The sequence below is a fragment of the Paenibacillus sp. BGI2013 genome (assembly GCF_002843485.1).
Taxonomy (GTDB): Bacteria; Bacillota; Bacilli; order Paenibacillales; family Paenibacillaceae; genus Paenibacillus; species Paenibacillus amylolyticus.
The window spans coordinates 85111-111690 of the sequence record NZ_PJFA01000010.1; the positions used below are offsets into that span (position 1 = coordinate 85111).

At 46.2% G+C, this 26580-nt stretch carries 25 protein-coding genes; 19 read left to right on the forward strand and 6 right to left on the reverse strand.

Going from position 1 to position 26580, the window contains the following annotated elements:
* The first annotated feature begins 94 nt into the window (after positions 1-94).
* Positions 95-544: a nuclear transport factor 2 family protein gene (locus CXK86_RS22265; RefSeq protein WP_074096526.1), complete on the forward strand. Its 450-nt coding sequence runs from the start codon at positions 95-97 to the stop codon at positions 542-544.
* 202 nt (positions 545-746) lie between these two features.
* Here CXK86_RS22265 and CXK86_RS22270 read toward each other — a convergent pair whose 3' ends face one another.
* The gene (locus CXK86_RS22270) at positions 747-2126 is read right to left on the reverse strand and encodes an MFS transporter (protein ID WP_076253531.1); all 1380 of its coding nucleotides are present in this window, start codon (positions 2124-2126) and stop codon (positions 747-749) included.
* Between the two features lie 205 nt (positions 2127-2331).
* Here CXK86_RS22270 and CXK86_RS22275 point away from each other — a divergent pair, with 205 nt between their 5' ends.
* From CXK86_RS22275 to CXK86_RS22300, 6 genes are all read left to right on the forward strand, one after another.
* Positions 2332-2655 (forward strand): ArsR/SmtB family transcription factor, encoded by a 324-nt coding sequence (locus CXK86_RS22275; protein ID WP_036606795.1) that lies wholly within the window; start codon positions 2332-2334, stop codon positions 2653-2655.
* A 142-nt stretch (positions 2656-2797) separates the two neighbouring features.
* Positions 2798-2986 (forward strand): hypothetical protein, encoded by a 189-nt coding sequence (locus tag CXK86_RS32745; protein WP_076253532.1) that lies wholly within the window; start codon positions 2798-2800, stop codon positions 2984-2986.
* An 83-nt stretch (positions 2987-3069) separates the two neighbouring features.
* Positions 3070-3990 carry a helix-turn-helix transcriptional regulator gene (locus CXK86_RS22285; protein WP_036668108.1) on the forward strand — a complete coding sequence of 307 codons (921 nt, stop codon included), beginning with the start codon at positions 3070-3072 and terminating at the stop codon, positions 3988-3990.
* 28 nt (positions 3991-4018) lie between these two features.
* Positions 4019-5017: a C39 family peptidase gene (locus CXK86_RS22290; RefSeq protein ID WP_257468050.1), complete on the forward strand. Its 999-nt coding sequence runs from the start codon at positions 4019-4021 to the stop codon at positions 5015-5017.
* A 26-nt stretch (positions 5018-5043) separates the two neighbouring features.
* Positions 5044-6060, forward strand: coding sequence for a hypothetical protein (locus CXK86_RS22295; protein ID WP_101314578.1), 1017 nt, complete (start codon positions 5044-5046; stop codon positions 6058-6060).
* 246 nt (positions 6061-6306) lie between these two features.
* Positions 6307-6498: an aspartyl-phosphate phosphatase Spo0E family protein gene (locus tag CXK86_RS22300; protein WP_036606805.1), complete on the forward strand. Its 192-nt coding sequence runs from the start codon at positions 6307-6309 to the stop codon at positions 6496-6498.
* A 45-nt stretch (positions 6499-6543) separates the two neighbouring features.
* Here CXK86_RS22300 and CXK86_RS22305 read toward each other — a convergent pair whose 3' ends face one another.
* The gene (locus CXK86_RS22305; protein ID WP_036606808.1) at positions 6544-7422 is read right to left on the reverse strand and encodes a carbohydrate ABC transporter permease; all 879 of its coding nucleotides are present in this window, start codon (positions 7420-7422) and stop codon (positions 6544-6546) included.
* Positions 7423-7554: 132 nt separating this feature from the next.
* Entirely contained in the window at positions 7555-8475 is a 921-nt protein-coding gene (locus tag CXK86_RS22310) for an ABC transporter permease (RefSeq protein ID WP_101314588.1), read from the reverse strand.
* A 315-nt stretch (positions 8476-8790) separates the two neighbouring features.
* On the opposite strand from CXK86_RS22310, the gene CXK86_RS22315 reads away from it, so the two are divergent.
* The 3 genes from CXK86_RS22315 to CXK86_RS22325 all read left to right on the forward strand — a co-directional run bounded on the left by CXK86_RS22315 (position 8791) and on the right by CXK86_RS22325 (position 13891).
* On the forward strand, positions 8791-10551 hold the full coding sequence (locus CXK86_RS22315) for a sensor histidine kinase (protein ID WP_101314579.1): 1761 nt from the start codon (positions 8791-8793) through the stop codon (positions 10549-10551).
* Complete coding sequence (locus CXK86_RS22320; protein ID WP_101314580.1) at positions 10526-12118, forward strand: response regulator transcription factor; 1593 nt, start codon at positions 10526-10528, stop codon at positions 12116-12118. Before CXK86_RS22315 ends, CXK86_RS22320 begins: the two co-directional genes overlap by 26 nt.
* Before the next feature lie 120 nt (positions 12119-12238).
* Positions 12239-13891, forward strand: coding sequence for an extracellular solute-binding protein (locus CXK86_RS22325; protein WP_076328860.1), 1653 nt, complete (start codon positions 12239-12241; stop codon positions 13889-13891).
* A 122-nt stretch (positions 13892-14013) separates the two neighbouring features.
* Here the strand turns inward: CXK86_RS22325 and CXK86_RS22330 are convergent, their stop codons facing one another.
* A complete protein-coding gene (locus CXK86_RS22330) occupies positions 14014-14256 on the reverse strand; it encodes a DUF7662 domain-containing protein (protein WP_036606815.1) in 243 nt (80 codons plus the stop codon).
* Between the two features lie 297 nt (positions 14257-14553).
* On the opposite strand from CXK86_RS22330, the gene CXK86_RS22335 reads away from it, so the two are divergent.
* Together CXK86_RS22335 and CXK86_RS22340 are read left to right on the forward strand one after the other, a co-directional pair.
* Positions 14554-16272, forward strand: a complete 1719-nt coding sequence (locus CXK86_RS22335; RefSeq protein WP_101314581.1) for a DUF6138 family protein — start codon at positions 14554-14556, stop codon at positions 16270-16272.
* Between the two features lie 90 nt (positions 16273-16362).
* The gene (locus tag CXK86_RS22340) at positions 16363-17415 is read left to right on the forward strand and encodes a hypothetical protein (protein ID WP_144029828.1); all 1053 of its coding nucleotides are present in this window, start codon (positions 16363-16365) and stop codon (positions 17413-17415) included.
* Positions 17416-17557: 142 nt separating this feature from the next.
* Here CXK86_RS22340 and CXK86_RS22345 read toward each other — a convergent pair whose 3' ends face one another.
* Both CXK86_RS22345 and CXK86_RS22350 read right to left on the reverse strand, forming a co-directional pair.
* Positions 17558-18661: a stalk domain-containing protein gene (locus CXK86_RS22345; RefSeq protein ID WP_076253540.1), complete on the reverse strand. Its 1104-nt coding sequence runs from the start codon at positions 18659-18661 to the stop codon at positions 17558-17560.
* A 202-nt stretch (positions 18662-18863) separates the two neighbouring features.
* On the reverse strand, positions 18864-19070 hold the full coding sequence (locus CXK86_RS22350) for a hypothetical protein (protein ID WP_017692174.1): 207 nt from the start codon (positions 19068-19070) through the stop codon (positions 18864-18866).
* Positions 19071-19406: 336 nt separating this feature from the next.
* On the opposite strand from CXK86_RS22350, the gene CXK86_RS22355 reads away from it, so the two are divergent.
* From CXK86_RS22355 to CXK86_RS22385, 7 genes are all read left to right on the forward strand, one after another.
* Entirely contained in the window at positions 19407-21029 is a 1623-nt protein-coding gene (locus CXK86_RS22355) for a copper amine oxidase N-terminal domain-containing protein (protein ID WP_076253609.1), read from the forward strand.
* Between the two features lie 187 nt (positions 21030-21216).
* Positions 21217-21666: a disulfide oxidoreductase gene (locus CXK86_RS22360; RefSeq protein ID WP_047841622.1), complete on the forward strand. Its 450-nt coding sequence runs from the start codon at positions 21217-21219 to the stop codon at positions 21664-21666.
* Positions 21667-21685: 19 nt separating this feature from the next.
* Positions 21686-22129 (forward strand): FixH family protein, encoded by a 444-nt coding sequence (locus tag CXK86_RS22365; protein ID WP_076253541.1) that lies wholly within the window; start codon positions 21686-21688, stop codon positions 22127-22129.
* 92 nt (positions 22130-22221) lie between these two features.
* On the forward strand, positions 22222-23202 hold the full coding sequence (locus CXK86_RS22370) for a LacI family DNA-binding transcriptional regulator (RefSeq protein WP_076253542.1): 981 nt from the start codon (positions 22222-22224) through the stop codon (positions 23200-23202).
* A gap of 161 nt (positions 23203-23363) precedes the next feature.
* Positions 23364-24689: an ABC transporter substrate-binding protein gene (locus CXK86_RS22375; RefSeq protein WP_083684891.1), complete on the forward strand. Its 1326-nt coding sequence runs from the start codon at positions 23364-23366 to the stop codon at positions 24687-24689.
* A 147-nt stretch (positions 24690-24836) separates the two neighbouring features.
* Positions 24837-25721 (forward strand): carbohydrate ABC transporter permease, encoded by an 885-nt coding sequence (locus CXK86_RS22380; protein ID WP_036606829.1) that lies wholly within the window; start codon positions 24837-24839, stop codon positions 25719-25721.
* Positions 25721-26548, forward strand: coding sequence for a carbohydrate ABC transporter permease (locus tag CXK86_RS22385; RefSeq protein WP_036607075.1), 828 nt, complete (start codon positions 25721-25723; stop codon positions 26546-26548). Before CXK86_RS22380 ends, CXK86_RS22385 begins: the two co-directional genes overlap by 1 nt.
* Positions 26549-26580: the final 32 nt, after the last annotated feature.

Genomic DNA, 26580 nt, shown 5'->3' on the forward strand with positions numbered 1-26580 from the left:
ATAGAAGGCGAATGGTACAATAAGGAAGGTATAGTATGCATACATACATGATCCTAATCTTACATCACATTTTACATCTCTGGAGGGACAACACATGAGCCAATCAACGATCACAGGACTGGAACAATTGCTCGCGCTTGAAAACATTCGGAACACCAAGGCACGTTATTGCCGCTATATTGATACGAAGCAATGGGATACTTTGGGCGATGTGTTTGCTCCGGATGCAGTGGCCGATTTCAGTACAGAGGGCAACCCAATTCCGGTATTAACAGGCCGTGATACGATCGTACAAGTATTCCGTGATCTGGTGGATGTTGCCGTAACCGTGCATCATGTTCATAGCGCCGAAGTTGAATTTGTATCTGAGAACGAAGCAAAGGTCATCTCCCCAATGGAAGATTGGGTTACGTTCCCGGAGGGCAATGAGAACAAATCCTTCCACGGATTTGGGCACTACCACGAAACTTTTGTCAAAATCGACGGCCAGTGGTACATCAAACATACAAGTCTGAAACGTCTTCGTTTGGACCTGTTTGAATAGTATACTCAGTTTAGAAGAATAGAGAAGTTGGTCAACCATAAAATAATAGCCCCGAGGAGTGTGATGAACGCATCCTTGGGGCTGTTTTGTGTTAGTGGAAGAGGGCAGCTGACACATGCATCATGCATAGAAAATAGGTAGAAAAAAAGCCAGGTTCAGAACCCGAGGGTCCCTTGCTGACTTCTTTTGGTTAGTTATGATATTAAATCTGATGACTTGTTTTCGTGACTTTCCGTGACTGCATTCTCAGATACACCTGAGAGAAAATAACGGATGCCAGTGCGACCACAGTCATGCCCCAGAAAATATTGGTGTACGCTGAGGACAGTGGCATGTTTTGCATCGCCGTTAATGCTACGCCAGTAACAGCAACACTGAAAGCACCGCTGAAGAACTGACTGAGTTGGAACAGCCCCATACCTGCGCCCACCTGATCCATAGTCAGATTTCCAGACAATTCATTGGACACGCTGGTGGTTAGGGAAGAGAAGCCTACGCTGAGCAGGACATACACGGCCATGATGGCGTAGATGTTATTGTCTGCAAATAAGGCGAATAGTCCGGCAGCTGCCAGTAGTAGCCATGGGGCAAACTTCAGTAGCAACGTATTGCCATGTCGGTCAATCATGCGGCCGATCCGGTTGGACAGCAGCATGGACACGACTGCACCCGGGAAGATGACGAGTCCCGATTGAGCAGGTGTCAGTCCATATAGATGCGCCAAAATTTGAGGTAACAGGAACAACGTTGAGAAGTTATTAATGTACGATACAATCCCCAGCGAGCTGAGCATCATATATTTTTTGTCTTTAAACAAAGCAGGTTGAACAAACGGATCTGCCGCGCGCCGAATTCGGAGCCAGAACAGAAGCAGTGCCGCAGCACCGATGACAAGCGTGAACCACTGACGGGAAGTCAGGAATAACAGCACACCGGTAGTACCGATGGCGAGAAGCACGGCACCCAGCAGGTCAAATGAACCTTTTTGCGGTGTTTCCCGAGGAAGCAGTTTGAAAAATACAGGAATCAAGAATAACGTTAATCCTGTAACGATAAACAGATCATGCCATCCCAGAAACTGAGTAATACTTCCGCCGATGACGGGACCGAGTCCAAGACCAAGTGAACTGGCGGACATGATGACAGCCATCGATTTACCCCGGCGATCATTCGGAATGTACCGGGTAATTAGCACAATGGCAAGCCCCGGAACCGAAGCAGCACCCGCAGCCTGGATCAGACGTGCAATGAGCAAAATGATGAAATGATTACTGAAGAACCCGAGAACGGATGCCGCACCAAGTAACGTAAGCCCGGTCGTGAATAATGTACGAATAGGTATGAAATCCGATAGACGTGAGAACGTAATCGAAGAAATGGCAAATACAATGGAATACCCTGTAACAATCCATGAGGAAGCGACGGATGTAAGCATAAATTCGGCTGCAATTTTGGGCAGGGCCAGATTAAACATCATTGTATTCATCACAACGAGTACAACGGTGAAGCCAAGCAAGCTTACAATTAAACCTTCCTGTATTCCGGTCCGTTCCCCTGATGATGCGGTTGCGGTGTTGTTCATAAAAACCTCCTAGAGTGATGTGTATTTCGCAACATTTCAGAAACGGTGTGTAACATTTGCAAAATGTAGTATGATGTCAATCCCGTGCCTAACAGCAGGGGTTACATAACGAAATCATTAAAGTTCGATTGGTGTCGAACATTAGAAATATATCATGGATCTGTGTTAAAATACAATGGATAGTCTGAAAAAAGGAGACTACAATATGAAGATTTTACATCATCCACAAGTATCAGATATTGAACTTTCCTCCGTATTGTACGCATTAAGCGACCCGACCCGTCTTGGGATTGTTGCCGAAGCAGCGAGAAGCGGGGAGCAGCCGTGCAGTCATTTTCATGCACCTGTTGTGAAGTCAACGATGTCGCATCACATTCGGACCCTGCGAGAAGCTGGAGTCATTCGGGTCAGAGTGCAGGGCACACAGCATTTTCTCACCCTGCGATCCGATGATTTGGAAACGCGCTTTCCAGGACTCCTGCAACCGTTATTGCAGGCCGCAGCTCAGTCGAGCACAGATCCTTCCTAAATGTTGTCCTTTCTTCAGGTCGAAGAGGGGACATTTTTATTTTTTGAAATACTTCTAATACTGATGCGACATTCTGTGTCGTACCATGCCCTATATAATAACGGTGAACACACAAACCATATCGAAAAGAGGTTCACAACCATTGGCAAAAACTAAAAGAGGACGCGTTTTGTGGAGTCTTCCTTCCAGGGGCCGGGGAACATGCCCGGTGTGTAGCAGTACCCGAATTAAATTGTTGTATACGCAAACAAAAACAGACGGTACAAGTCTGAAAGTATGCAAGAAATGCTCCAAAGCCGTGCAATCCAGAGTGGATAAGGCACATGTATAACATAACTGGCCTGTTCTTCGGAACGGGCCATGTCTTTTGATATAATCGAATATATTAGGAATGGATGAGATGGGGGCGGGAAGATGAGTAACATGCATCGGATTCACTGGTTTGACGAACAGATTCGGGGTGGACGTTTTCCGAATAGCAGCTGGCTTGCCCGTGAATTTGAAATCTCCCGTCGTCAGGCTCAGCGTGATATTGAATATATGGCAAGTTCCTTGCGAGCCCCTTTGGTGTATATGGCAAAATATCGGGGCTATTGTTATGAGGATCAGACTTTTCGATTGCCCCATTTGTATATGACCGAAGAAGAGCAGCGTGTGCTGAAATATCTGGCGCATCGTTACCGGCATTACGATTATGATCAATCGGACGCGGTGAAACGTGTAGCGCATTTGCTGGAGCGTTTTACGTTGGAGGAACAACAGATGGTAAGTAGTGAGCTCCCAGTATTTTCGGCGCAACCGAAGCAACTGCAATTCTTTGAATTGTTGTCCCACGCCATAACTGACTTGCGCAGAGTACATATTCATTACAGGGATCACGATGGAGAACGGCAGTTTTCCTTGTGTCCATTAAAGATGATATCCCAGTTTAACGCCGATTACGTGGTGGGTTATGAAGCAGACCCTGTACAGCAAGTGGCCATTCGCTTGGAGGGCATTGTTCATGTATCGATCTTGAATGAGAGATTTGAGTACAAGTCAGATGCTCTCCTAAGTGGATGGGAAGAAACACTGCCTGTGCGTAAACCGTTTGTAGCTGAGATTCGCTTGAAGGAATTGCAGCAAATGGACCTATGGGAAGGGTATCGTATTCGGGCTAGGCAAGATCAGATTTATTCAATTGAATTTTATGACACGGACGCTTTCTTGCAGCATTTGTTTGTTAGTGAATGGGAGGAACTTTTGTCTCCTGGGTGGCTTAGACGCAAGCTTCAGCAAAGCGCAGAAGGATTAATTGACAGGCTCGCGATACAAGGTAAGCAAAACGTGGAATAAACCAGTGTAGAGAGGAGAAGATCCATCCTTGGCTGAGAACATTTTAGATAACCTCATCATGAAGCGGGAATCCAAATCGTACGTGGATAGTCTGCATGCGATACTAACCCATACAGGCCAGTTTCAAGGTTCCAAGGTTGTACTTGCCGGATATACGGGCATGGCTTTCAAGCTGTCGGTACATCGCAGACTACTTCCCATGTCGGTTACAGCGTATGGACAATGGGGGGAAGCACATCGTCCCGGAGTCGATAACCTGGGGATATTCACGATCTGGGATGGGGGACGTACACGTCATTCCACGTTCGGTTATTATCAGCAGGATGCAGTGAATTGGGTGAGACGGAGTATTGATGAAGGCACTGGTGTGATTTACTGGATTCCTGAGTTCGGTGTTATTCATGGATATGATGACAGTGACCGCATCTTTTATGTGCAAGACGGATGGAGCAAGGAACCGCAGATTTTGTTGTATGACAATTTTGGCTTGAACTTTACCGGATTTTGGTATTGTCAGGTATTTGGTGATCAGGTCCGCATCCCTGAACAACAGATGCTGCTGGAATCCCTGAGACTGGCGATTGAGGATTGGGATATTCCCTATCGACTGTTACCTGATCAGAATATTGCTTCAGGTAGAAAGGCATATGATGTGTGGGTGGAGGCCCTACGGAGTGGGGATTTTGATGAATCCGGTGCGGCTTATATTTTGGAATCCTTCTGCCATGCTCGAACTGAAATAAGGATGTATTTGCAGGATGTTGGAGGGATATGGAACGAACTGGACCAGGCTTATGCATGTTATGAACAGCTTGGGACGTTAATTGAGCAAATAAAAGGATATATAGTTCAGCAGGAAAATAGATGTGTCTTGCGACCAGATACGACAGAAGATCTAGCACGGGTACTAGTGAAGGCAAAAGCATTGGAAGAGCAGGCTATTGATTATTTTCGAGTGATATCCAGGAAGTATCCTGACCGTAAACGGTCCACTGTACCACGGTGGGGGGCACATTCAGCACGATAGAATGAGGGAGGAAGGAGTGACGGATGATGGCAGCCAAAGTATTGCAGGACTTTATTCGCTTCCCGCAAGCCCCAACCTCTGCGGATGAATATAGATCATGGAGCGGTGTGAGCGCATATACAGATGCGTTGTTTCGCATTTTATTACATAAACAGTGGACAGTTTTGCCACACCACATGATTGCAGGCATGACAGCAAGTGCATTCCGATTAGTGGTGGATCGGCGTCTGACGTCAGAGTCAATCTCCGCATACAATTGGATGACAGAGAACTTTGTCGCAGCAGACTTCATTGGTGTGACAACGGGACAACATGGTGGATTTTCATTTGAACCGACTTTTCCGCTCTATCAGAAGCAGGCTCTGCTGGATATCAAAGCTTCCATTGACCGGGGCGTAGGTGCGATTCTCTGGCACGATCAATTTGTCATTGTTATTGGATATGATGATGCGGAACGGGTGTTATTCATCTGTGAAAGTAAAGGTAATGAAATCATTCGTCTGCCCTATGATTCGTTTGGGAGGAACAGTACACCCTACTGGTATTATCAGGTTCTGGAAGCCTGTGCACCTATCGATTTATGGGAAGTCTGCAAGGAATCGTTAATCCAGGCCGTGTACAAATGGGAAACCCATGACTATATGCTGCCGCCCCAAGATTACGCCTGTGGAGCGGCTGCGTATGCCGCTATTGCTGCTGCTTTGCAGTCAGGAACATATGACGCAGAACAAGCGGCAACTGTACTTCGCTATTATGCCAAATCAAGATTGGATATTGCCTCTTATGTTGCAGGACTTAAGCATCTGTCCATTCAAATGGACCAGCTCATAGACGAGTATGAGCTACTCGCAAACCTGTACACAATGATCATTGAGGAAATAGACAACTCCATCTCTTGGGATTCGAGAGAACCGGAATGTGTGCAAAGAGTAATTGAGCTTATCCGGAAGGCAGGGGCTACGGAACAACGTGCCATTGATGCGATTAAACGTGCCTTTCCAGAGACGATAGGCAATCGTTTTAAGGATGTTGGATTAAGATGAATGGAGCATGATAGAGAAAATTGAAAAACTCAGCAGGAATAAAACCGGACAGGCGCAGCCGATCCGGTTTATTTGTATTGAACATATATACACATCAACTCATGTGATCCACGCTAATAATAACTTTTAAAAGAAAAATAACCAAAATTTTAATTTTGGGGTAATCCAAATCCCCTCTTGTTCCGAATATTATATTAGATGGTCTTTTTTGGATGATGATATTCAAGGACAACAGGGGGCGGGAGTATGGTACATAATCCGGAAACCATTCAGGAATGTATCGAACATGCACGGCAAAGGCTCTACCAGATTGCAGCTCAATACCCGGAACTATGGCATCCGGAGGTTATTCGCCAATCCATGGTGCTGGATGAGTTAATTAATGAATATAACAATGCAACTCGCGGGAGAACGATCTCGAATCAACTGAAATCATGATCTTTCTGAACAAAGAATTCCAAGAAGGGATTCCGTGTGTTTGCCTTACTCTTTTACCGCCCCGAGCACAATCCCCTTTACGAAGAAACGCTGCAAGAACGGATATACGAGCAGAATCGGCAGAGCCCCAATAAAGATCTGAGCCGCGTTCACCGTACGTTGAGACATGTTCTGGAGCTGCGTTGCATCCACGTTCATGTTGGAGAAATCTTGCTGTACAATTATGGTCTGCATTAACGTGGCGAGTGGATATTTGGAAGCATCATTCATATAGATCAAACCGTCAAACCAGGAATTCCATTGACCTACCATGGTGAATAAGGAGATCGTGGCAATGGCGGGCATGGAAACAGGCAGATAGATTTTGAACAGGGTTGTGATATGGTTGGCTCCATCGATAAATGCGGCTTCTTCCAGCTCTTTTGGCACGTTGCGGAAAAAGTTCATCATGAGAATCAGGTTCCAGACAGCCACCGCTCCCGGCAAAATGAGAGCCCACATCGTATTCATCAATCCAAGCTTCTGGATCAAAATATAGGATGGAATCAATCCCCCGCTGAACAGCATCGTGAAGATGAAAAACCACGCATATAACGAACGTCCTTTAAAGTGCAGACTCTCCTTGGATAACGGATAAGCCGTCAGGAAAACAAGTGTCATACTGAGCAGTGTGCCAAGAACGGTACGTTGGACTGAAATCCAGAGTGCGCTGATAAAGTTACTGTTACCAAATGTTTTGGTATAGGCGTCCACCGTAAAATCAATCGGCCATAGTGTTACCAGATTGGCGGATGCTGCCGCTTTACCACTGAAGGAAACCGCCAGAATATGGACGAGCGGCAGGATGCACAGGATCGAGACGGCCGCGATGAATATCAGGTTGAAACCATTGAATATACGGTACCCGGTTGTTTTGTGATACACCTTGATTCCTCCTCTGCATTTTGCATAATTCGATTTGAATCGCTCGCGTGTACAAGATATAGACGAACTGAACCATTTCGATCTCTATCTTTCTTATTGAAAGTCGCTGTCTGGATTTATGCAAAATGCTTCTTAAAAAATACGGTAATTGGCGATTTTGTACGCCATCCGGTACGCAGAGATGACCAGGAACATCGCGACAAATGATTTGAATAGTCCAACAGCGGTCGCAAAGCTCATTTTGCCATTCAGAATTCCCATCCGGTAGACAAAGGTATCGATAATATCGCCTTTCTCATATACCAGCGGATTGTACAGGTTAAAGATCTGGTCAAAACCTGCATTCAGGATGTTGCCCAGCGATAACGTACCTACCACGATAATCATCGGTACGAGTGCAGGCAGGGTAATATGTAATGTCTGTCTAAGCCGTGTTGCCCCATCCACCTCCGAAGCCTCATACAATGCCGGGTTAATACCCGCCAGTGCTGCCAGAAATACAATCGTTCCGAATCCAAACTCCTTCCACACATCACTGACAACCACCGTTACACGGAACCAGTCGCCATCTCCCAGAAAAAAGATCGGTTCAACACTAGCCGCGGCTAAAACCTGGTTTACCAGCCCACCTTCCGGTGATAACATATCGAGCAGAATGCCGCCCAGGACAACCCAGGACAGGAAATGGGGCAGATACACCAAGGTCTGTGAGAAACGTTTGAATGTAGAGTTCCGAACCTCATTTAGCAAAATGGCGAACACCACGGGGGCCACAAGTCCGGCCACAATTTTCATCGAAGCAATCAGCACCGTGTTCCAGATGACCTGAACGCTGTCGGGATATTCAAACATGAACCGGAAGTTGTCCCAGCCCACCCATTTGGATCCAGTGAATCCCAGCCACGGTTTGAAGTCTTGAAAAGCAATAATAATGCCGCCCATGGGCACATAGGCGAACAGTAATGTGAGCAGTACAGCAGGCAACAGCATTAGATGCAGCGGCCATGTGCGTTTGAAATTCCAGCGGGTACGTTTGCGTGGATGGGGTGTCATTTTTCGCACCGGCGTATTGGTTGTTAACGGTTGTTCTATAGCCATCAGGGTCCCTCCTTTATCTCGTCCAGCCCTGAAAGTGAGGCGAATAAGCCTCTGTACAGAGTGGAGCAACTGAATTATAGCAACGGAGAAAGGTCGACTATAGAACAACATTTCAATGCGGATGTTGAAATATTAACTTGTTGAGGAAACAGAGGTTTTCAAGTCACAGGAAAACGGGAGAACAAAAAATCATATAGAATTGTAAGGGCTTTCAATATAAAATAGGACTTCGGTGTAGAACGACTCCAAATTTAGGGACAGGGTGAAACGATGAAATTCACAGTATTTGCGAAGACGGTCATTCTCTTAATCTGCCTGCTCGTACCCATTCTGCTGCTGTATACATACGCGAACCAGGCAAATGTGGACATGGTCGTTGAAGAGAAACAACAGTCGAGTCTGAACCAGTTCAATTATTTCAGTTCGCAGGTGGATAAAAATATCGAGCAGCTCTCGCTGTATGGCCTGACATTGCTGCGAGATCCGAGTATCCTGCATTACCGTTACATGACGGACTCCACCAGCCAATATGAGAAGAACAGTATCTATCTGGATATTCTCGACAAATTATCGTTGTACCAGTCCACCAGCCGCTGGAAGAACGATATTACCATTGTCCTGCCACAAGCGGAACTTGTGTTATCCACCATGTCCAGCCGGACGGTCTACGATGAGAAGATGTTGACGTTTCCGCAACCTGGCCAATGGCAGCTGGAGAAGGGGAGTTTCACCTACTTTTTCACGGATAACTACGAGTGGAATGAAAAACCGGTGAATACAGGCGTGCGAACGGTGATGGAGATTAATTTTGACCCGATGAACGTGGTTGCCATGTTGGATGATTTCAAAGAGACACAAGGCGGAGATCCTTTCTTGCTGGTACCAGGTAACGATCCGTTGCTGAATCGTATGGCGGACCCCGAACTGGTCGAAGCGATTATGCGTGATATGCCCTTTAACGGGCCGGAGAGGGAAGGCAATCATCAATTGGAGGTGGGCGGTAAACAATATCTGGTCAGCTATGTGCACTCCAAACAACTGCAAGCGGTATACGTGAACCCGGTGGTATTGGATGATTTGTTAACCCCGATGGACAAGAGCCGAAATATGTTTATTACCTCCATTTTGTTACTGCTCGTGCTGAGTATCGGGGCTGCACTGCTTTTGTATCGAAAAGTTCAGGTGCCCATCCATCGTTTGATGAGAGGGCTGCAACAGATTCGCAAAGGGCAGCTGTCTACACGGATTCCGGTCGATCACTCCCGTGATGAATTCGCGTATCTCACCCAGAGCTTCAACCATATGGCAGAGCAGATTCAGGAACTGATCGAGAAGGTATATGAGGAACGTATCCGTTCACGGGAAGCCACATTGAAACATCTACAATCACAGATCAATCCCCATTTCCTGTACAACTGCCTGTTTTATATCAAAAATATGACCCAGCTTGGCAACCGTGAAGCGGTTATTGCCATGTCGCTAAGTCTGGGAGACTACTATCGCTACATTACGCGGGGCGAGAATGACATGACAACAGTGGAAGAAGAGATTCGGCTGCTGGACCATTATCTGTCCATTCAACAGATGCGGACCAACCGGCTGACCTACGAGATTGCCGTACCGCAGCAACTGATGCAGCTTCACATTCCGCGACTGCTCATTCAACCCATCGTAGAGAATGCGGTGATCCATGGCATTGAGCCGATGGAGGGCAGTGGGCATGTCGTCGTAACGGGGATGGCGGTACCCGAACATATTGAGGGTCGGAAATATACAAGATATAGCCTGTTTGTTGACAATGATGGTGTCACGCTGACAGCGGAAGAGATTGCCGAATTGGAACGGGAGATCAATGAACCGATGGGTGAGGAGATTGGAACAGGCACGTGGAATGTGCACCAGCGTCTCGTTACGCGATATGGGATGTCGTCGGGGCTTCATTTTGGAGCGATTCCCTATGGTGGACTTAGTGTAGAAATTCGATGGTTTGAGGAGGAACAACCGCATGATGAATCTGATGGTCGTGGATGATGAACATTCGGCAGTCGAGTCGATCGCTGTCTCGATACCGTGGAGAGAACACGGGATTGGTCAAGTATTCAAAGCCTATTCAGTCAAAGAAGCCTTGGAACATATGGCATCACATCAGGTCCATATTATTATCACGGATATCCGTATGCCGGGTATGTCCGGTCTGGATCTGGTCAGTCACATCCGCCAAAAGTGGGAACAGACCAAATGTATTATTTTATCGGGGCATGCTTCCTTCGATTATGCGAAGCAGGCACTCAAACATGGGACAGTCAGTTATCTGCTCAAGCCGGTCCGAGATGAGGAACTGATCGAATCCGTGCAGCAGGCCGTAGTGCAGATTCGCCTTGAGGGTGAGAAACAAATGCTGCATCAGCGGGCCATGTATTCCGTGAGGGAACATCTGCCCGAGAAGCGGGCGGAACTGATGAAGGATGTATTGTTAGGCCATAAATTTGCGGATGCTGAACTCCAAGGCAAGCTGGAGCAATTGGAGATTGAGTTCCGTCCACAGGATAAAATGCAACTGCTGCTCATCCGGTATGATGACCATCAACCTACACATAAAGCGTTTCGATTGATGAAGTACGCCATCTCGAATGTAGTGGAAGAGATCTACGGCAGTACCTATCATCTCTGCCATACGGATGATGCCTATGATGATCTGGTCTTCATGGCCAGTCCCAAACAAACTCAGGCCGAACCAGAAATGTTAATGGGCCGACTTGGAGAGCGGTTGATCCACAGTGTGAGGCAGTATCTGAACGCGACCATTTCCCTGTCCGTTAGTCGTAGGGGGCGTTTCCCAGATCAGGTGCCGCAGCTATATCATCAAGCTGTGAGTGCACTTCGCAAGCAGGCCGAGGCGGGCAAAAGATTACATTTGAATGCGGCGGCAGGAACCAATGGGGCCACGTTGAAGTCTCTTGCAGCGCTGTATGAACCACCGGGTCTGACGACGTTACTGGAAGCCGGGCGCATGGAGGATGCACACCGCAAGATTGATCAGATCTTTGCCGAACTGTCGAACAGTGTGTTCCCGGAACATGTGTATGTGGCTTTTCATTATCTGGCGGCAGCATTCTCCTATATGGCTCATCGGGAAGGAAGACAGTTAGCCGAAGTGCTTGGGGAGCAGTACCAGCAGTTGCTCAAGGATGGTTATGGTATCTCGCTGCGTAGTCTGGAAACGTGGACTCGGTCTGTAATGCAGCAGTGGGCAGAGAGCACAAGCGATGTGGGACAGGATGCCGGATCAACGCTGATTAGGCAGGTACAGCAATGGATTGACCATCATCTTGGCGAGGATTTATCGTTACAAGTCATTGCAGGAGAGGTGCATCTGCACCCCGTCTATCTGTCGAAAATGTACAAACAATCCACAGGTGAAGGCATTAGTGATTATATTATCCGTTCCAGAATGGAACGTGCGGTTCATTTGCTGAAGCATACGGCGATGAAGATCTATGAAGTTGGTCAGGAAGTGGGGTACAATAATACACCTTATTTCATTCAGGTGTTCCGCAAACATTATGGACTGACCCCGCAAGATTTTCGGAACGGTTAACAAATCGATATGAACATTGAAATTGTGATATATGTTTGCCTCCCCGGCTGCACTATCCTTTTCATGTAAGGTGCATTTGGCACGTAAGGGTATCCAAGTTACCTGAGGAGGGGTTAGTTCATGTATAGAAAAATGATGACGGCATTGCTCGCAATCACGATGGTTGCTGTAACGGCATGTAGTTCGGGGGCCAAGGAAGAACCGGCGAAGGAAGCCGCTGCACCACTTGCTCTGCAAGATGGGAAGTATGAACCGGCGGTACAGATGAGTTATTTGCGGGCCTGGAATGATGATACGAAATTCAAGAACGGGGAAACAGCCCAGAACAATGTGCATACCAAATGGGCCAAGGAACGGCTTGGCATCGATCTGACTACGCCATGGGCTGTATCGGTGACCAATGATGCATTTTACACGAAATTACGCTTGTCCCTGTCCGCTAACGAAGAACTGCCGGATATCGTCTCCATTCGGGGAGACTACAATCTGGTCCGGGAATTAATTGAGTCCGGCAAATTTGCCAATGCAGGCGAGTTGTTTGACAAATACGCTTCAGACACATGGAAACAGGCATCCGAATCAGCATCCGAGGAATGGTATCCATACATGTATGAGGGCGAGCGTTATGGCATTCCAATCTTCGATTATGCCTACAACGGCGATTCGGTCATGTTTATCCGGGAAGACTGGCTGAAGAAGCTGGGACTGGAAGAACCAAAAACCATGGATGAACTGGTTACGGTCATGGATGCTTTTACGAATCAGGACCCGGATGGGAACGGTAAGAAAGATACGTATGGTCTGACCGTGGGCATGAAAAATGCGCTCAATACCTGGATGACGGAATCCGGCTGGATCTTCGGCATGTACAACACGATGCCTGGACAGTGGAATGATGCCGGAGACGGAACACTGCAATATGGCTCCATTCAGCCAGGTGTGAAGGAAGGCCTTGCAACGATGAAAGATTGGTTGTCCAAAGGTTACCTGCCCAAAGAAGCGGGTGTCTATGACGAGATCAAGGCAGCAGAATTGTTCACCGCAGGTAAAGCAGGCATTATTGTGGGACCACATTGGATGCCAAACTGGCCGATTGATGATGTGAAGAAAAATGTGGACGGTGCCACGTACAAGGCCATTGCTTTACCTACAGGACCAACAGGTGAGAGCCACCAGCATGGTTCTGGTGCAAGTAACGGCGTTGTACTGATTAACAAAGACATGGCGAACCCGGAGATTTTCTTCACGTACCAAAATTATCTGTTCGACAACTTTGCTAATCCGGAAGTGGGAAGCGAGTTCGAACATGGCTTCGCACAAGGATATGATTATGACATCGTGGATGGCAAAGTCGTTGGTGAAGCTGAAGTGAAGGACGGCGTATCACCACTCAAATATACGATTACGTATGATGGTGCACGGATTCCGAATCTCATGATGGATACGCTGGCGGAACTTGCGAAGGGCAAGGAACCGGAGACTCCTTTTGAGAAAAATACGAAGATTGCCAACAAACCGGAAGTATTTGTAGCCGCTGAGGTGGTCGTTGCGAATAAAGATAACGCCATTAAGAATAAGTTCACCGGGGCACCAACCGAGACGATGAAAATGAAGAAGGACGCAATCGACAAGTTGGAGAAAGATACGTTCAGCAAGATCATCTATGGTCAGGTAGGCATTGAGGAATTTGATGCGTTTGTGACGAAGTGGAAATCCATGGGCGGCGATGATATTACCGCCGAAGTGAACGAGTGGTATAAGACAGTTAATTAATTTACAAAGCAGGGGAGAACTGATGAATTCATCAGTCTACCCTGCTTTTTTTGTCTCGAATAACATTTATGGAAAATAGAACCTTTGGAGTTATAACTATTAATCTATATCGTACAGATCGATTATGACTCGCAGCGGACAAAAGTTACTTGTTTTCCTAGAATCACATTCTCAACCTTCCATCCGGCATTTAACCAGGATAGTGCTTGTGTATGATTATTGGAATTATTCACCCACCATTGTTCGCGATTATACGCTGTAGGGGGTAACGTAAATCCGAGAATCTCCTCAAGCTCTGCGTATGTAAGGGTGATTGAAACTTGATTCAAATAGTTTTCCAAGGGGAAGTATTTGCTGTAGCTCATTTAGTCAGACCTCCTGAAAAGGAATACAATGATTATACAACGTGGGGATGACGATAGCGAGGGCATGCCGAGAGCGTACATAGATATGAAAAAAAAGGAATCCGTAGATCTCTCTTACTAGCAAGCAACCGTGCGTAAGCCTTATTGTTCCGTTGTACTTGAGAGAGTAAAATAATAGGTAGTATACGAACATCAATACGTATGTATAACATAGATGTCCCGGATTGACCCGGGATTCATAGAGGTTCAAGTGTGTTTGATGAACATCATAAGATGCATGGGAAGGCAGGAGATTAGATGAGTACACTTTATGATCAGGCGATGGAAGAGATGATGACGACGATCCATGAATGGTTTGATGAACAGGAAAAGCGGGATGACTTGGAAAGTGTTGTGAAGCGAACCACACTGCAAATGGGTATTTTTAATGATATTGTACTGGATTACAAACCTGGACGGACCACGGTAGACAGCCTGGATCTGGGTTTGGATGATGATGATGTGAAATCAAAGCAGGCAGGAGTCTTTACCGAGGAAGAGGTACGTAACGAGATCGGGCCTAAGCTTGTAGAGGTTGTTCAGGGAAGATTGGACAAGTTGGCAGATACTCCGTTGATTGACTACCGCTTCACCTTGCGAGGGAAATTCCCAACAACCGAAGGCAAGCTGCAACTGACTTTATTGGAATGGATCAACGCAGAGAAAAGAAAGCTGCTCCTTGAGCGTATTCATACCTATGTGGACAAGAATCTGGAGAACAGTACATATCCAACGAAGCCATTGGAATCCTTCTTTTTGACAAGTCATCTGCTCGATCCAAAGTTGTTCCCGGAGTTGGATGTAGCATGGACGATCAGGCAGTATGACCGGATACAAGAGTTGAATCAGGGGCGTCCGGAGGCACTTGCGGAACATCGTGGTGAGATAACTTCTGCAGTGACGGCATGGGCGGAGAATCAGTTTTTGCCACAGTATTATGATGTTCAGTCTTCGCCTTATCGTACCAATGAGTATTCACTAAAACCAGGAGCAACGCTGGAGTCGAACGTTGAGACACAGGAAGGCCAACATTTGGACGAGCCTAGGAAGGCGCAAACATCCGAAACTCAATCAATCGATCTGCTATTATATGCGGCGGTCATGATTCTACGTTTTGAGCCCAGTTATAGTAAATCCAAAGGTGTGACTTTTCTGGAACTCGCGAAGCAACTCGGTAGCAAACGTGCGGCACGTATGATGACAGAAGGTAGCGGAACGTATGCGAAGGACGATATTCATGTGAAAACGGAAGAAGTAGAATGCAAAGCAAATGATGTATTTGCTCTGATGACTATTCACATTCGTAAGGAAGAGGCTGGTGCCTATCAACAGGCACTTACCTTTATCACTCATTTATTGAAACAGGGCTTTCCGAAAAGTTATAAGATCAAGCTCAAGTCCAGCGTAAAGCAGTATTTGCCGATCAAAGGGCTCGCGAAGTCGGATACCCACCGATTCTTTGCCAATGCACTGGAGTACCCGGAGCTACATCCACTCCTGGAAGAGTATGCGCGTGAGGCTATCCAAGAGTTTGAGTTCTACGAGGATACCGAGGGAGAGAAAAGCTGTATGCCGGGCAGTTATGCAACCTTTGGACTGGGGCTTGTGGATGAGCAGTATTTCCCGTTGGTTGAATATTACATGGGTGAAGTGGATGATGAGCATCAGTTGATTCAGGATAAGTTCATTGCGGCATTTGTAGAACAACAGGGTGTCACGGCTCAAGCCATACCTGCGTTAGTCGCCAGCTTGCGTCGTTCGACCGATAGTCTGAAGCTGAAGATTCAGCCCGAACTGGAGAATGAGGAAATACTCGAACTGCTGGTTAGACAAATTCAAGAACTTGAGCATTATGAAGCGGAACGTGTACTCTATCCGATCTTTGGCAAGGTGGAGAAGCTCTCAACGCTTGCTCGCAAGGCCGAGGGGAGACGGAAGGAATTATTGCTGGAACTGTTGCAGGCTGCAGGGAAGTGAAAATGTAAACAACACAAGTAAGATTGTGCTGTGCCAGCTAGTAAAACATTTTAGAGAAGTGAAAGTGCATAAGGAAAGGTGGGGGAAGTTGTGGAGGCATTGAGACGAGACATGTGGCAGGCGTTGAATGCTCAGGACAAAGAGGCTTGGATGCGTAAGCTTGTTCGTCAGTTACCAGACGGTATGGTATATGAGGGTCTCGAGACATTTGAACGATTTGGTCAGCGGATGGAGACAGGTGTATTTACGGAGGATGGGCTGAGATTTGTGTTTGTGCCTGGGGATCGGGTAACGCTCGGCTGGGATCGTTGGCAGCATGGTATGAACGAAGAGACCTCAGCCGACCTGCATGAAACGGTCAGTGAGTATGGTGTGGAGGACGTAGATTCGTTTCTGGCGAGTCAAATGTCACCTGTAAGAACGGTCAACATTGCGCCGATGCTTGTTGAATGCGAACTGATCTCACTTGGCTGGATTGAAGTATCCAAGGAGGAAGCATTTGCACAGGAAAATCCTGATTTCCCTTCAGCACTGGAGCAGTTTAAGCAGTCGGAGATCCGTGAATATGAACTGCATCAACAGTTTCGTCTGATTCGCCAAAGTGAGAATGAAGTCCGAATCCTGTGGTTCAACGAAGGAATAGAGTTGGAAGACGTTGTGAGGGAGGAAGCTGCAGCGGGTTTTGGTTTATTAACCGAAGACGAATGGGAGTATATCTATGGCGGCGGTTGTCGCACGTTATTTCCCTGGGGTGACAGCTTCGACTATACGATGAGATTGAAGCACTTTGGAAGTCTGGAAGGCGTGGATGAAATTGTGGATGGATTGGCAGAGACGGCCTCTTCACGGGTTGAAGAAAAGGATGATCGTCCTTATGATCTGGAACTGCCAAATTTCTTCGGAGTGCAATTTGCCGGTGATCCCTACAAGAATGAGCTTACACTGGATTCGGTTGGAGATGTGATGCCCAAAGGCGGAGACGGCGGGAGCCTGATATGTGGTGGTACAGGGCCGCTGGTTGGTTTCATGCCTGCTGCTGCGGTCTATTATCAAGACGTTAATGCCAGTGAACTTGACTGGGAGGATTTGATGGATGCGATGATGTATCGCAGGGTTATTCGTTTAACGGAAATGACACTGTAATTATGACGAAACGTATCTATCAAGCTATAGTTGCATATACAGATGGGGAAGAGCCCTTTGTTGCAAAGCTTGAGCATACAAAACACACATCAAATCAGCCCTAGCTCATAGAGTGGGACCGAAATGATGTGTTTATTTTTGTTTATTTCACTTTTTGTACAGATACCGCCATTTGCTCCAGTTGAGCGTGAGTCAATTGGTTATTCGGCGAGCTGATGGTTACATAACGATCGTCCAGCTTGAACGTGAGCATATCCGTTTGGTCCGGTGTATACCATTTGGCTGATACGCCATTAGGCAGTTTTACCGTTTTACCATCATAGCTGAACGAGTAATCTTTAGGGGATACCGTTACATTCATACGATTGAAAACAAAGTTTACACCATCACCGCCTGCACCTACGCTTTTGAACGTATCTCCAGCAACCATATGTTGTGGGGCATAGGCTGTTGTGAACCCGTCAAACTTCGCAAATGCTTTGCGAATGTTATCCAATTGTTTTTTGCTATAGTTCACATCTGCAAATGCAGTGATCCCTTCATTGTTGCTGTTGGCTTTTTGAACAGAGACAGCGACTTGTTGCAACTGAGCTTGGCTCAGCTTATGATCCGGGGAGCTAAGGGTAACGTAGCGATCATCCAGTTGGAATGTGAGCATGCCCGTTTGATCTGGTGTGTACCATTTGGCAATAACACCATTGGGCAGTTTCACGTCTTTGCTCGTATAACCGTCCGAATAATCTCTTGGAGACACATCCACTTTCATATGGTTGAAAACAAAACTGACGCCGTCGCCACCCGCACCTACGCTTTTGAACGTGTCACCTGCGATCATCTGCTGAGGTGCATAAGCGGTCTCGAACCCATCGAATTGTGAAAAAGCTTTTTGGATCGCCTCTTTTTGTGCTGCGCTATACGTTACATTTGTCAAAGCTGATGGATTGCTTGTTGCTTGGCCGATAATGACCTGTCCTTTTTTGCCGTCATAGGATACAGGCACATGCAGTGCATCGGCAAGCGCTCGTACGGGCAGATAAGTAGAGTTGTTATAAGTAATTGGCGCAAGTTTGTTGCCATTGCCATCCGTTGGTGAGTAAGCCGCGCCATCGACATTAAAGCTGATTCCATGGTTAAGGTATGCAGAGATTTTCTCCAGTTGCGTTCCGGCAAATACACCCGTTGCTCCTGTTAATGTCATGCCCAGTACCATCATCGTTGCTACGGATTTCTTCATGTTTTTTTTCATCATATATCTCTCCTTCAAGTTGGGGGTTAGTTTTGTTTAATGGGCTCGCTGTCCCTTATGGCTTTATATTAAACCCCGAACATATCCAGAATAATTCTGAATTATCTCCAACTTGTAAACATGTGTATATAAACGGAGAATGTAGAACGAAAACGGAAGCTGCTTGGTGTGTTGAACGTATTCTTTGCCGAATCGAAACATTTTAGTTAAAAAGATAGAGGATTAGTCCGCCAAAACCAAGTACAATCGCACCAACGTATACATAGGAAAGTTTGCTAAGGTTTTGCTTTGTGCGGCGGTCATATTCGGGGTTGCTGGTCTGATTGGCTTTGGAATTTCCGATGATCATGGTAGCAATACCTCCAAACAAGGCGATACCCACAATTAAAACATAAGGCAACCAGGTCATGAATGGACCTCCTTCGCGAATAATATGATATGTCTTTATTGTACTTCAGGATAACCTTTGATGTAAGCTTTAGTTGAGAAATAAAGGAAAATGAAGTATCTATATTACAGTATGTATGTGGTCTTGGATCGGAAAGATCACTACAATTTTATATTTTTTTAATTCAAAAAAACCTTGATACAACAGGAGTTCGCAGCTTTCTTCACTGAAAGCTGTGAACTTTTTTTGCCCACAGAGTGATCCAGAATAGAGAACCCTGCGTTACACCCTATGAAGACGACGACGAGGAAAGAAATTATACACACAACATAATCGAGGAGTGAACACGTAATGAAAATGAAAATGAAGAAGTTTATCGCACCTGTACTTAGCTTGACACTGTTGATGCCGGGGATCGCTGGAGCAGCTGCCGCACCACAGACACCAATGACCATGATGAAAGCATCCGTGAACACACCTGCGGCTGACCTGAGAGCAAACCTGGACCACCTGTTGTCCGAGCACTTTGCACTCGCCGTAACGGCAATGGCCAAAGCATATGACGGAGCAAAAGATGCAGATGCAGCCTACAAAGCACTCGACCAGAATGCACTGGATATGCAACCAGCAATCGCTTCCCTATATGGTGACGCAGGTGCCAAAGAATTCGAACGCATCTTCCGCGCTCATAACAAATACACAGATGATCTGGTGAAAGCAACCAAAATGGGCAACCAGGCTGGAATCAAACAAGCACAGGCAAACATCAACGGTTTCGTGGATGAGTTCTCCACATTCCTGAGCACAGCAACCGAAGGCAAGTTGCCAAAAGCAGCAGCTAAACAGGCTCTGCAAGTGCATGAAGATCTCGTGCAAAAAGTATTTGATGAGTATGTAGCTGGAGATTACGCTGATGCATACAAGGCTTACCGTGAAGGCTTCAAAGAAATGTTCGACGTAAGTAAAGCACTCTCCACAGCGATTACTACACAAATGCCTGAGAAATTCGAAAATACCAAAGCAGATACAAAAGCAGCTGATCTGAGATCTGCACTCAACCACTTGGCTTCCGAACACTTTGCGCTTTCGGCTCTGCAAATGCAAGAGCAATTTGATGGACGTACAGCCGCTTCCAACGCACTGATTACAACTGAAGCTGGAAACACAGCTGACTTCAAAGCAGCAATTGCTTCCGTTTACGGTAACGATGGTGCCAATGCTTTCGAGAAAATTTGGGTAACGAACCACGTTAACGCACAAAGCGACTATGTAAAAGCTGTTAAAAACAACGATGCTGCGGCTCGTGCAGCAGTAGAGAAACGTATTGATGGATTTACAACAGAATTTGCTACATTCCTGGATTCAGCAACAGCTGGCAATCTGCCAAAAGCAGCAGGACAACAAGCGCTGACAACGCATGAAAATCAAGTACAAAACGTATTGAATCAATATGCAGCAGGTAACTATGATGCTTCTTACACAACAAATCGTGAAGGCTTCAAAGTGATGTTTGGTGTAGGTCAAGCTCTGGGTAACGCCATCGTGACTCAATTCAACGACAAATTCCAAGAGCCAGCAACACCAGCACCAGCGCCAGATATGACAACGGTGTGGATGCAACTGAACAGCAAAATGCTGAAAATTAACGATAAAACAACCAACATGGATACCACACCAGTGCTTTGGAAAAACACAACATACATTCCATTGCGTTTCCTGAGTGAAGGTATCGGTGCAACGGTGAAATGGGACAAAAAAGCACAACAAGTAACGGTAATGGCTGGCGATGATACCCTTGAATTCTGGGTGAACAACAACGTTATGGAAGTAAACGGCGTGAAGAAAAATGTGGGTGCAACTGTATTTGTAAACAAAGATGGACGTACGCAAGTTCCTCTGCGCTTCATTGCTGAACTTCTGAACTGGGACGTGAAATGGGCACAAAAAGATGGTTCCATTACGCTGACTAAATCGATGTAATATAAAGTTTTCATATGAATCAAACAAAAGAGCTGCCCCATACGGCAGCTTTTTTGTATTCACCCAAAAGTTCAAATATTTGGTATAATCATCGAGTAATGACCTACATAACAGCTTGAATAGCCGATGGAGTCTAGAATGATGTATGATAATTTGGTATAAGCAAAATGAAGAGGGGGACAGAGGAATGAGTACATCATCAAAATCGGAGCGCCCAGCGAGAAATGTGGATACCCGGTTATTTGTCGCTTGGGCCGTTTCCGTTATCGCAACAGGGGGGAGTCTCTATTTCAGTGAGATCAAGGGCTTTCTTCCATGTGATCTGTGCTGGTACCAGCGCATATTCATGTATCCACTAACGATTTTGCTGGGCATTGCCTACTTTAAGGATGACGTGGGTATCACCAAATACGTACTCCCACTTAGTTTCGTCGGTGGTGGCATTTCGTTGTATCATGTAACGATCCAGCGTATTTTTTCGGCTACAGGTAATGCCGTCGCGTGCGGTAAGGTTCCATGTTATACCGACTATTTGAACTGGTTTGGTTTCATCACGATTCCATTACTGGCACTGATCGCCTTTATTATCATCATCGTGATGCTATGGGGTATCGGCAAAACACCAAAATCTTCTTAATAAGAAAGGATAGATGGTGATGAGCGGACAAGCTCGTTGGTTCATGCCCTTCGTTATTCTGCTCCTCCTGACGGTGGGATGCTCTTATGAAGAACAGTCACAATCGGGCGAGATGCCGGAGATGATCAAAGTGAAACTTGACGTTCCAGAGAAAGCTTCTCTTCATGAACCAACACGGTTGCAGGTGAAGCTTACACAGGGAGATGCACCGTTAAGTCATGCTGACCATGTGCAATTTCAGATCTGGAATGAGCTTGATGATCCGCCTTCTGTATCTCCGGAGCAAGGTATGATGACAGCGGACGAACTGGAGAATCAGGGGGCTATAACTGCCAAGGAGGCAGAGGAAGGGCAGTATGAAATCCAGCATACCTTTGAAGAACCAGGTACGTATGTGGTACAGGTCCATGTTACGCACGGAGCTATGCATAGCATGCCGAGAGCGAGAATTGTAGCGGAATGAAGCAGCAGGCGGGTACCAAGGCTTTGGTTCAGGTTTAGCAATAGGTTTATAATGTTAAAGGTATGAAGAATGTTGTAGGAAAAGAGGCTGTTATGGCAACTATTCATGATGTTGCACTCAGGGCAGGAGTTTCTGTAACTACCGTCTCGCGTGTATTAAACAACCGGGGATATATCAGTCAGAAGACTCGGGACAAAGTGTATCAAACCATGGACGAACTGAACTATCGACCCAATGAAATTGCCCGTTCTCTTCTGCGTAAGCAATCAAATGTAATAGGCTTGATTATTCCCGATGTATCCCATCCGTTTTTTGGAGAACTGGCTAGCTATGTTGAGTATCATGCTTACCAGAATGGATTTAAAATTATGTTATGCAATTCCCACATGGACCCTTCCAAAGAGCGTGAATATGTGGAAATGCTTAAGGGTAATCGCGTGGATGGCATTATTATGGGAAGTCATACACTGGAAGTTGATGAGTATATGAATCTGCATTCCCCAATCGTGACCTTTGATCGTAAGATCGGTGAAGACATCCCGTTTATCTCATCTGATAACTATCAGGGAGGGGTTATGGCTGCTGAATTGCTGCTCTCGAAGAACAGACGACATTTGGCACATATCTGCGGTAATTTGGAATTGCAAATGCTGTCCAATCGCCGGACGACAGGTTTCGTTGATACCTTGCAGGCTCATGGAGTCAAACCGGTCATGATTCATGAAACCGATCTGAATGTGTTTGATCAGCATCAGTATACAGAATTGGTGGATAAGCTGCTTGTACAGCACCCGGAGGTGGACGGTCTCTTTGTAACGAGTGATCTGATGGCGGTGCATGCGCTGAAGCAGATCGTGTTAGGTGGGCGCAAGGTACCCGACGATATCGCTATTATAGGTTATGATGACAGTCGTGCGGCAGCGTATACGATGCCTGGCATAACAACGATCAGGCAGCCGGTGGAGGCCATGGCTAAGCTGGCGATTGATCTGATTCGGCGCCAACTCGCGGAAGAGAAGATCGGAATGGAGCATATTTTGCCGGTTACCATCGTGGAGAGAGAGACGACCTGATACAGGTCGTTTTTTCATATTCGTCCTTTTGCAACGGAAAAATGAAGTCGTAGAAATTTTTTTTGAATGGTATGTCAAACGATTGACATGTCAAACCTTTGACATTATAATTCGATTTGTAAGCGTTTCCTTTTAAACTATTGATCGGGGGCCATAACAAGATGAAAAGAGAACAGAGATGGATGAAATTATCGGTATTGTCATTGATTATGATGCTTGTATTGTCGGCATGTGGAGGTAAAGCAGCGACGGAGTCCAACTCCTCCTCAGAGGGTAGCAACAGTGAGAGTGTCAAAATCACCTTGCTTAATTCAAAGTCGGAAATTAACAGTCAGTTGGAACAAGCGGCTAAAGACTTTCATGCCGAAAATCCAAATATAACACTTGAAATTGTACCTGTAGGCAGTGGACAGTCTCCGTTTGAAAAAGCGTCTGCTTTGTATGCCTCTGGCAGCCCTACAACGATGATGATGCTGGATACAGGGGATGTCGAGAAATTCAAAGATCGTGTTCTGGACCTCACATCCGAGTCTTGGATGAAGGATGCTGTGGAGAATAGCACAGCGGCTACAACGTTTGATGGCAAAAATTATGCCTTCCCGTTCTCTATTGAAGGATATGGATTCATCTATAACCAGAATGTCTTGGATCAGGCGGTAGGTGGGACATTCGATCCAAAGTCTGTACAGACCACTGCACAGCTTGATGAGTTGTTCCAAAAGATCGCTGCTACTGGAAAATCACCTTTGATTGTATCTCCGATGGATTGGTCGCTTGGTGCGCATTATCTGGGGCTTGCATATGGTGGGCAGTCTTCAGACCGTGCGAAGGTGGATCAATTCATTACTGATCTGAAGGCAGGTCAAGTGGACCTTGCTTCCAATGCCGTGTTTAATGGCTTGTTAGATACATTTGATCTGATGAAAACCTACAATATTGACAAGGCTTCTCCACTGTCCGGAACCTATGAGCGTGGACCTGAAGTGCTTGGCAAGGGTGAGGTAGGTATCTGGTTCCAGGGCAACTGGGCATGGCCACAAATTTCAAGCTTTGATACAGCAGATGGAAAATATGGCTTCCTCCCGGTACCTGTGAGCAATAATCCAGATGATTTCGGTAATACGCAAATCTCTGCTGCCGTATCCAAACGAATATTGCTGGATAAGGAAAAGAGCACACCAGCGCAGCAGGAAGCAGCGAAGAAATTTTTGGACTGGATCGTTTATAACGAAAAAGGTCAGGATTTCCTGGTGAATCAAGCCAGTATTATTCCGGCATTCAGCAACATTACATTGGAGCCAACCGATCCACTTGGCAAATCCATTAGTGAATACATCAAGGCAGGCAAAATCGAGGAATCAATGAGCACACTTCCTGCGGATCACTGGTCCAAACTGGGTGCATCCATGCAGAAATATTTGGCTGACGTCATTGACCGTGCCGGACTTGCCAGTGAAATTCAGGCATACTGGAGCAACGTGAAATAAAGGAATTAATCATAGCCCTGTGCAGCACATAGAGAGAGACTTGCGGTACGCCGGAGATGGTGAACATACAGCTTCCACACGAGGTCTGTTCGACTTGTTTCCGGTATAACCGCCAGGCTAATCATTTGGATAGAGTGGAGGTTGACAATGCTGACCGAAAAAGGATTATGGACACGTCTGCGCACCCGCCTGATCTTTACTGGCCCGACATTATTTGCGTTTGCTACGGTGATGATTATTCCATTTTTGTATGGTATTTATTTGACGTTTACGAACTGGGATGGCATTGCCATCGATCAAAACTTTGTTGGCTGGGATAATTACATCGGTGTGTTCAAGGACACCGTGTTCTGGAAATCATTTGGGATGACGCTGGAGTACGTATTTATTACCGTTGTGCTGACCAATGCGGTTGCCTTCCTGCTCGCTTACGTTGTAACTCGGGGAATGAAGGCACAGGGCTGGTTTCGGGCTGGATTTTTCCTGCCAAATCTGGTGGGTGGAATCGTGCTTGGTTTCATCTGGCAGTTTATTTTTAATCAGGTACTCGTCTTTGCAGGACAAAAAATGAATCTCACGCTGTTCTCCACCTCTTGGTTAGCTGATCCGGATAAAGCGTTCTGGGCTCTCGTTGTGGTGACCGTTTGGCAGTATGCCGGTTATATGATGGTTATCTACATTGCAGGACTGATGAATGTGCCGAAGGATGTTATGGAGGCAGCCAGTATTGATGGGGCAAGTAATCGCAAAATGCTGGCGCGCATTGTATTGCCACTGATGGTTCCTTCGTTTATTGTATGCATCTTTTTGTCACTGCAACGGGGATTCATGGTGTATGATCTGAACGTCTCTTTGACCAGTGGCGGGCCCTTCAAGAGCACAGAGATGGTATCCATGCATGTTTATGAGCAGGCCTTTCTTGCTCGTGACTACGGATTGGGTCAGGCAGAAGCCTTTGTTCTGTTTATCCTTGTAGCCGCCATTACATTGCTCCAGGTCTATTTCAGCAAAAAACTGGAGGTCGAGGCATGATGGCTGGACAATCGCGCATTCTCAACTGGATGAAGTTTATTGCATTAATCATTGTGATGATTTTGTTTGTATTTCCGTTTGTGCTTCTAATCGTCAATTCGTTCAAGGCTAACCAGGCAATTACCTCCGATCCGCTGGGCTTGCCAAGCTCCTTTCAATTCGATAATTACGTCAATGCGTTTGACAAAATGGGATATGTATCCGCATTCAGCAATTCGTTGCTCATTACCATTGCAGGTGTATTACTGATTGCTCTTTTTGCGGCGATGACAGCCCATTACTTTGTTCGTCACAAAAGCAAGGTGAATCAGTATCTCTTTTTCCTGATGGTAGCTGCGATGATTATTCCGTTCCAGGCCATTATGATTCCATTGGTTAAAATATACGGCTCGCTCAGCCTGCTGGATAACAAGTGGTCGCTGATCTACATGTATATTGGCTTTGGCAGTCCGCTCGCCGTATTTATCTACCATGGCTTTATCAAAAGTATTCCCCTGGAGCTTGAAGAAGCGGCTCTAATGGATGGCTGCGGCAGAGTGCAGACCTTTTTCCGTATCGTACTGCCAGTGTTACTGCCAACAACCGTAACGATTAGCGTGCTGAATGTATTGTGGATATGGAATGATTTTTTGCTGCCTTCTCTAGTACTGACTTCATCCGAGCAGCGTACGCTGCCGTTGTCCACGTTTTATTTTTATGGGACATATACAGTGGATTACGGTCCATTGATGGCTGGTCTGGTGTTGACCCTGCTACCTGTCCTGATCGTTTATCTGTTTGCGCAGAAGTACATTATTCAGGGGGTCATGCAAGGGGCAATCAAATAAGTTCAGTCGGGTGATATAGAGAGAGACAGGAG

Bases quoted from the DNA above. Each gene is read 5' to 3' on its own strand.
- CXK86_RS22345 (WP_076253540.1), bottom strand. From the start codon at position 18,661: ATGAAAAAAAACATGAAGAAATCCGTAGCAACGATGATGGTACTGGGC.
- CXK86_RS22310 (WP_101314588.1), bottom strand. From the start codon at position 8,475: ATGACACCCCATCCACGCAAACGTACCCGCTGGAATTTCAAACGCACA.
- CXK86_RS22330 (WP_036606815.1), bottom strand. From the start codon at position 14,256: ATGAGCTACAGCAAATACTTCCCCTTGGAAAACTATTTGAATCAAGTT.
- CXK86_RS22375 (WP_083684891.1), top strand. From the start codon at position 23,364: ATGAAAAGAGAACAGAGATGGATGAAATTATCGGTATTGTCATTGATT.
- CXK86_RS22335 (WP_101314581.1), top strand. From the start codon at position 14,554: ATGAGTACACTTTATGATCAGGCGATGGAAGAGATGATGACGACGATC.
- CXK86_RS22325 (WP_076328860.1), top strand. From the start codon at position 12,239: ATGTATAGAAAAATGATGACGGCATTGCTCGCAATCACGATGGTTGCT.
- CXK86_RS22275 (WP_036606795.1), top strand. From the start codon at position 2,332: ATGAAGATTTTACATCATCCACAAGTATCAGATATTGAACTTTCCTCC.
- CXK86_RS22265 (WP_074096526.1), top strand. From the start codon at position 95: ATGAGCCAATCAACGATCACAGGACTGGAACAATTGCTCGCGCTTGAA.
- CXK86_RS22350 (WP_017692174.1), bottom strand. From the start codon at position 19,070: ATGACCTGGTTGCCTTATGTTTTAATTGTGGGTATCGCCTTGTTTGGA.
- CXK86_RS22300 (WP_036606805.1), top strand. From the start codon at position 6,307: ATGGTACATAATCCGGAAACCATTCAGGAATGTATCGAACATGCACGG.
- CXK86_RS22355 (WP_076253609.1), top strand. From the start codon at position 19,407: ATGAAAATGAAGAAGTTTATCGCACCTGTACTTAGCTTGACACTGTTG.
- CXK86_RS22285 (WP_036668108.1), top strand. From the start codon at position 3,070: ATGAGTAACATGCATCGGATTCACTGGTTTGACGAACAGATTCGGGGT.
- CXK86_RS22315 (WP_101314579.1), top strand. From the start codon at position 8,791: ATGAAATTCACAGTATTTGCGAAGACGGTCATTCTCTTAATCTGCCTG.
- CXK86_RS22295 (WP_101314578.1), top strand. From the start codon at position 5,044: ATGGCAGCCAAAGTATTGCAGGACTTTATTCGCTTCCCGCAAGCCCCA.
- CXK86_RS22320 (WP_101314580.1), top strand. From the start codon at position 10,526: ATGATGAATCTGATGGTCGTGGATGATGAACATTCGGCAGTCGAGTCG.
- CXK86_RS22380 (WP_036606829.1), top strand. From the start codon at position 24,837: ATGCTGACCGAAAAAGGATTATGGACACGTCTGCGCACCCGCCTGATC.
- CXK86_RS22385 (WP_036607075.1), top strand. From the start codon at position 25,721: ATGGCTGGACAATCGCGCATTCTCAACTGGATGAAGTTTATTGCATTA.
- CXK86_RS22365 (WP_076253541.1), top strand. From the start codon at position 21,686: ATGAGCGGACAAGCTCGTTGGTTCATGCCCTTCGTTATTCTGCTCCTC.
- CXK86_RS22370 (WP_076253542.1), top strand. From the start codon at position 22,222: ATGGCAACTATTCATGATGTTGCACTCAGGGCAGGAGTTTCTGTAACT.
- CXK86_RS22270 (WP_076253531.1), bottom strand. From the start codon at position 2,126: ATGAACAACACCGCAACCGCATCATCAGGGGAACGGACCGGAATACAG.
- CXK86_RS22360 (WP_047841622.1), top strand. From the start codon at position 21,217: ATGAGTACATCATCAAAATCGGAGCGCCCAGCGAGAAATGTGGATACC.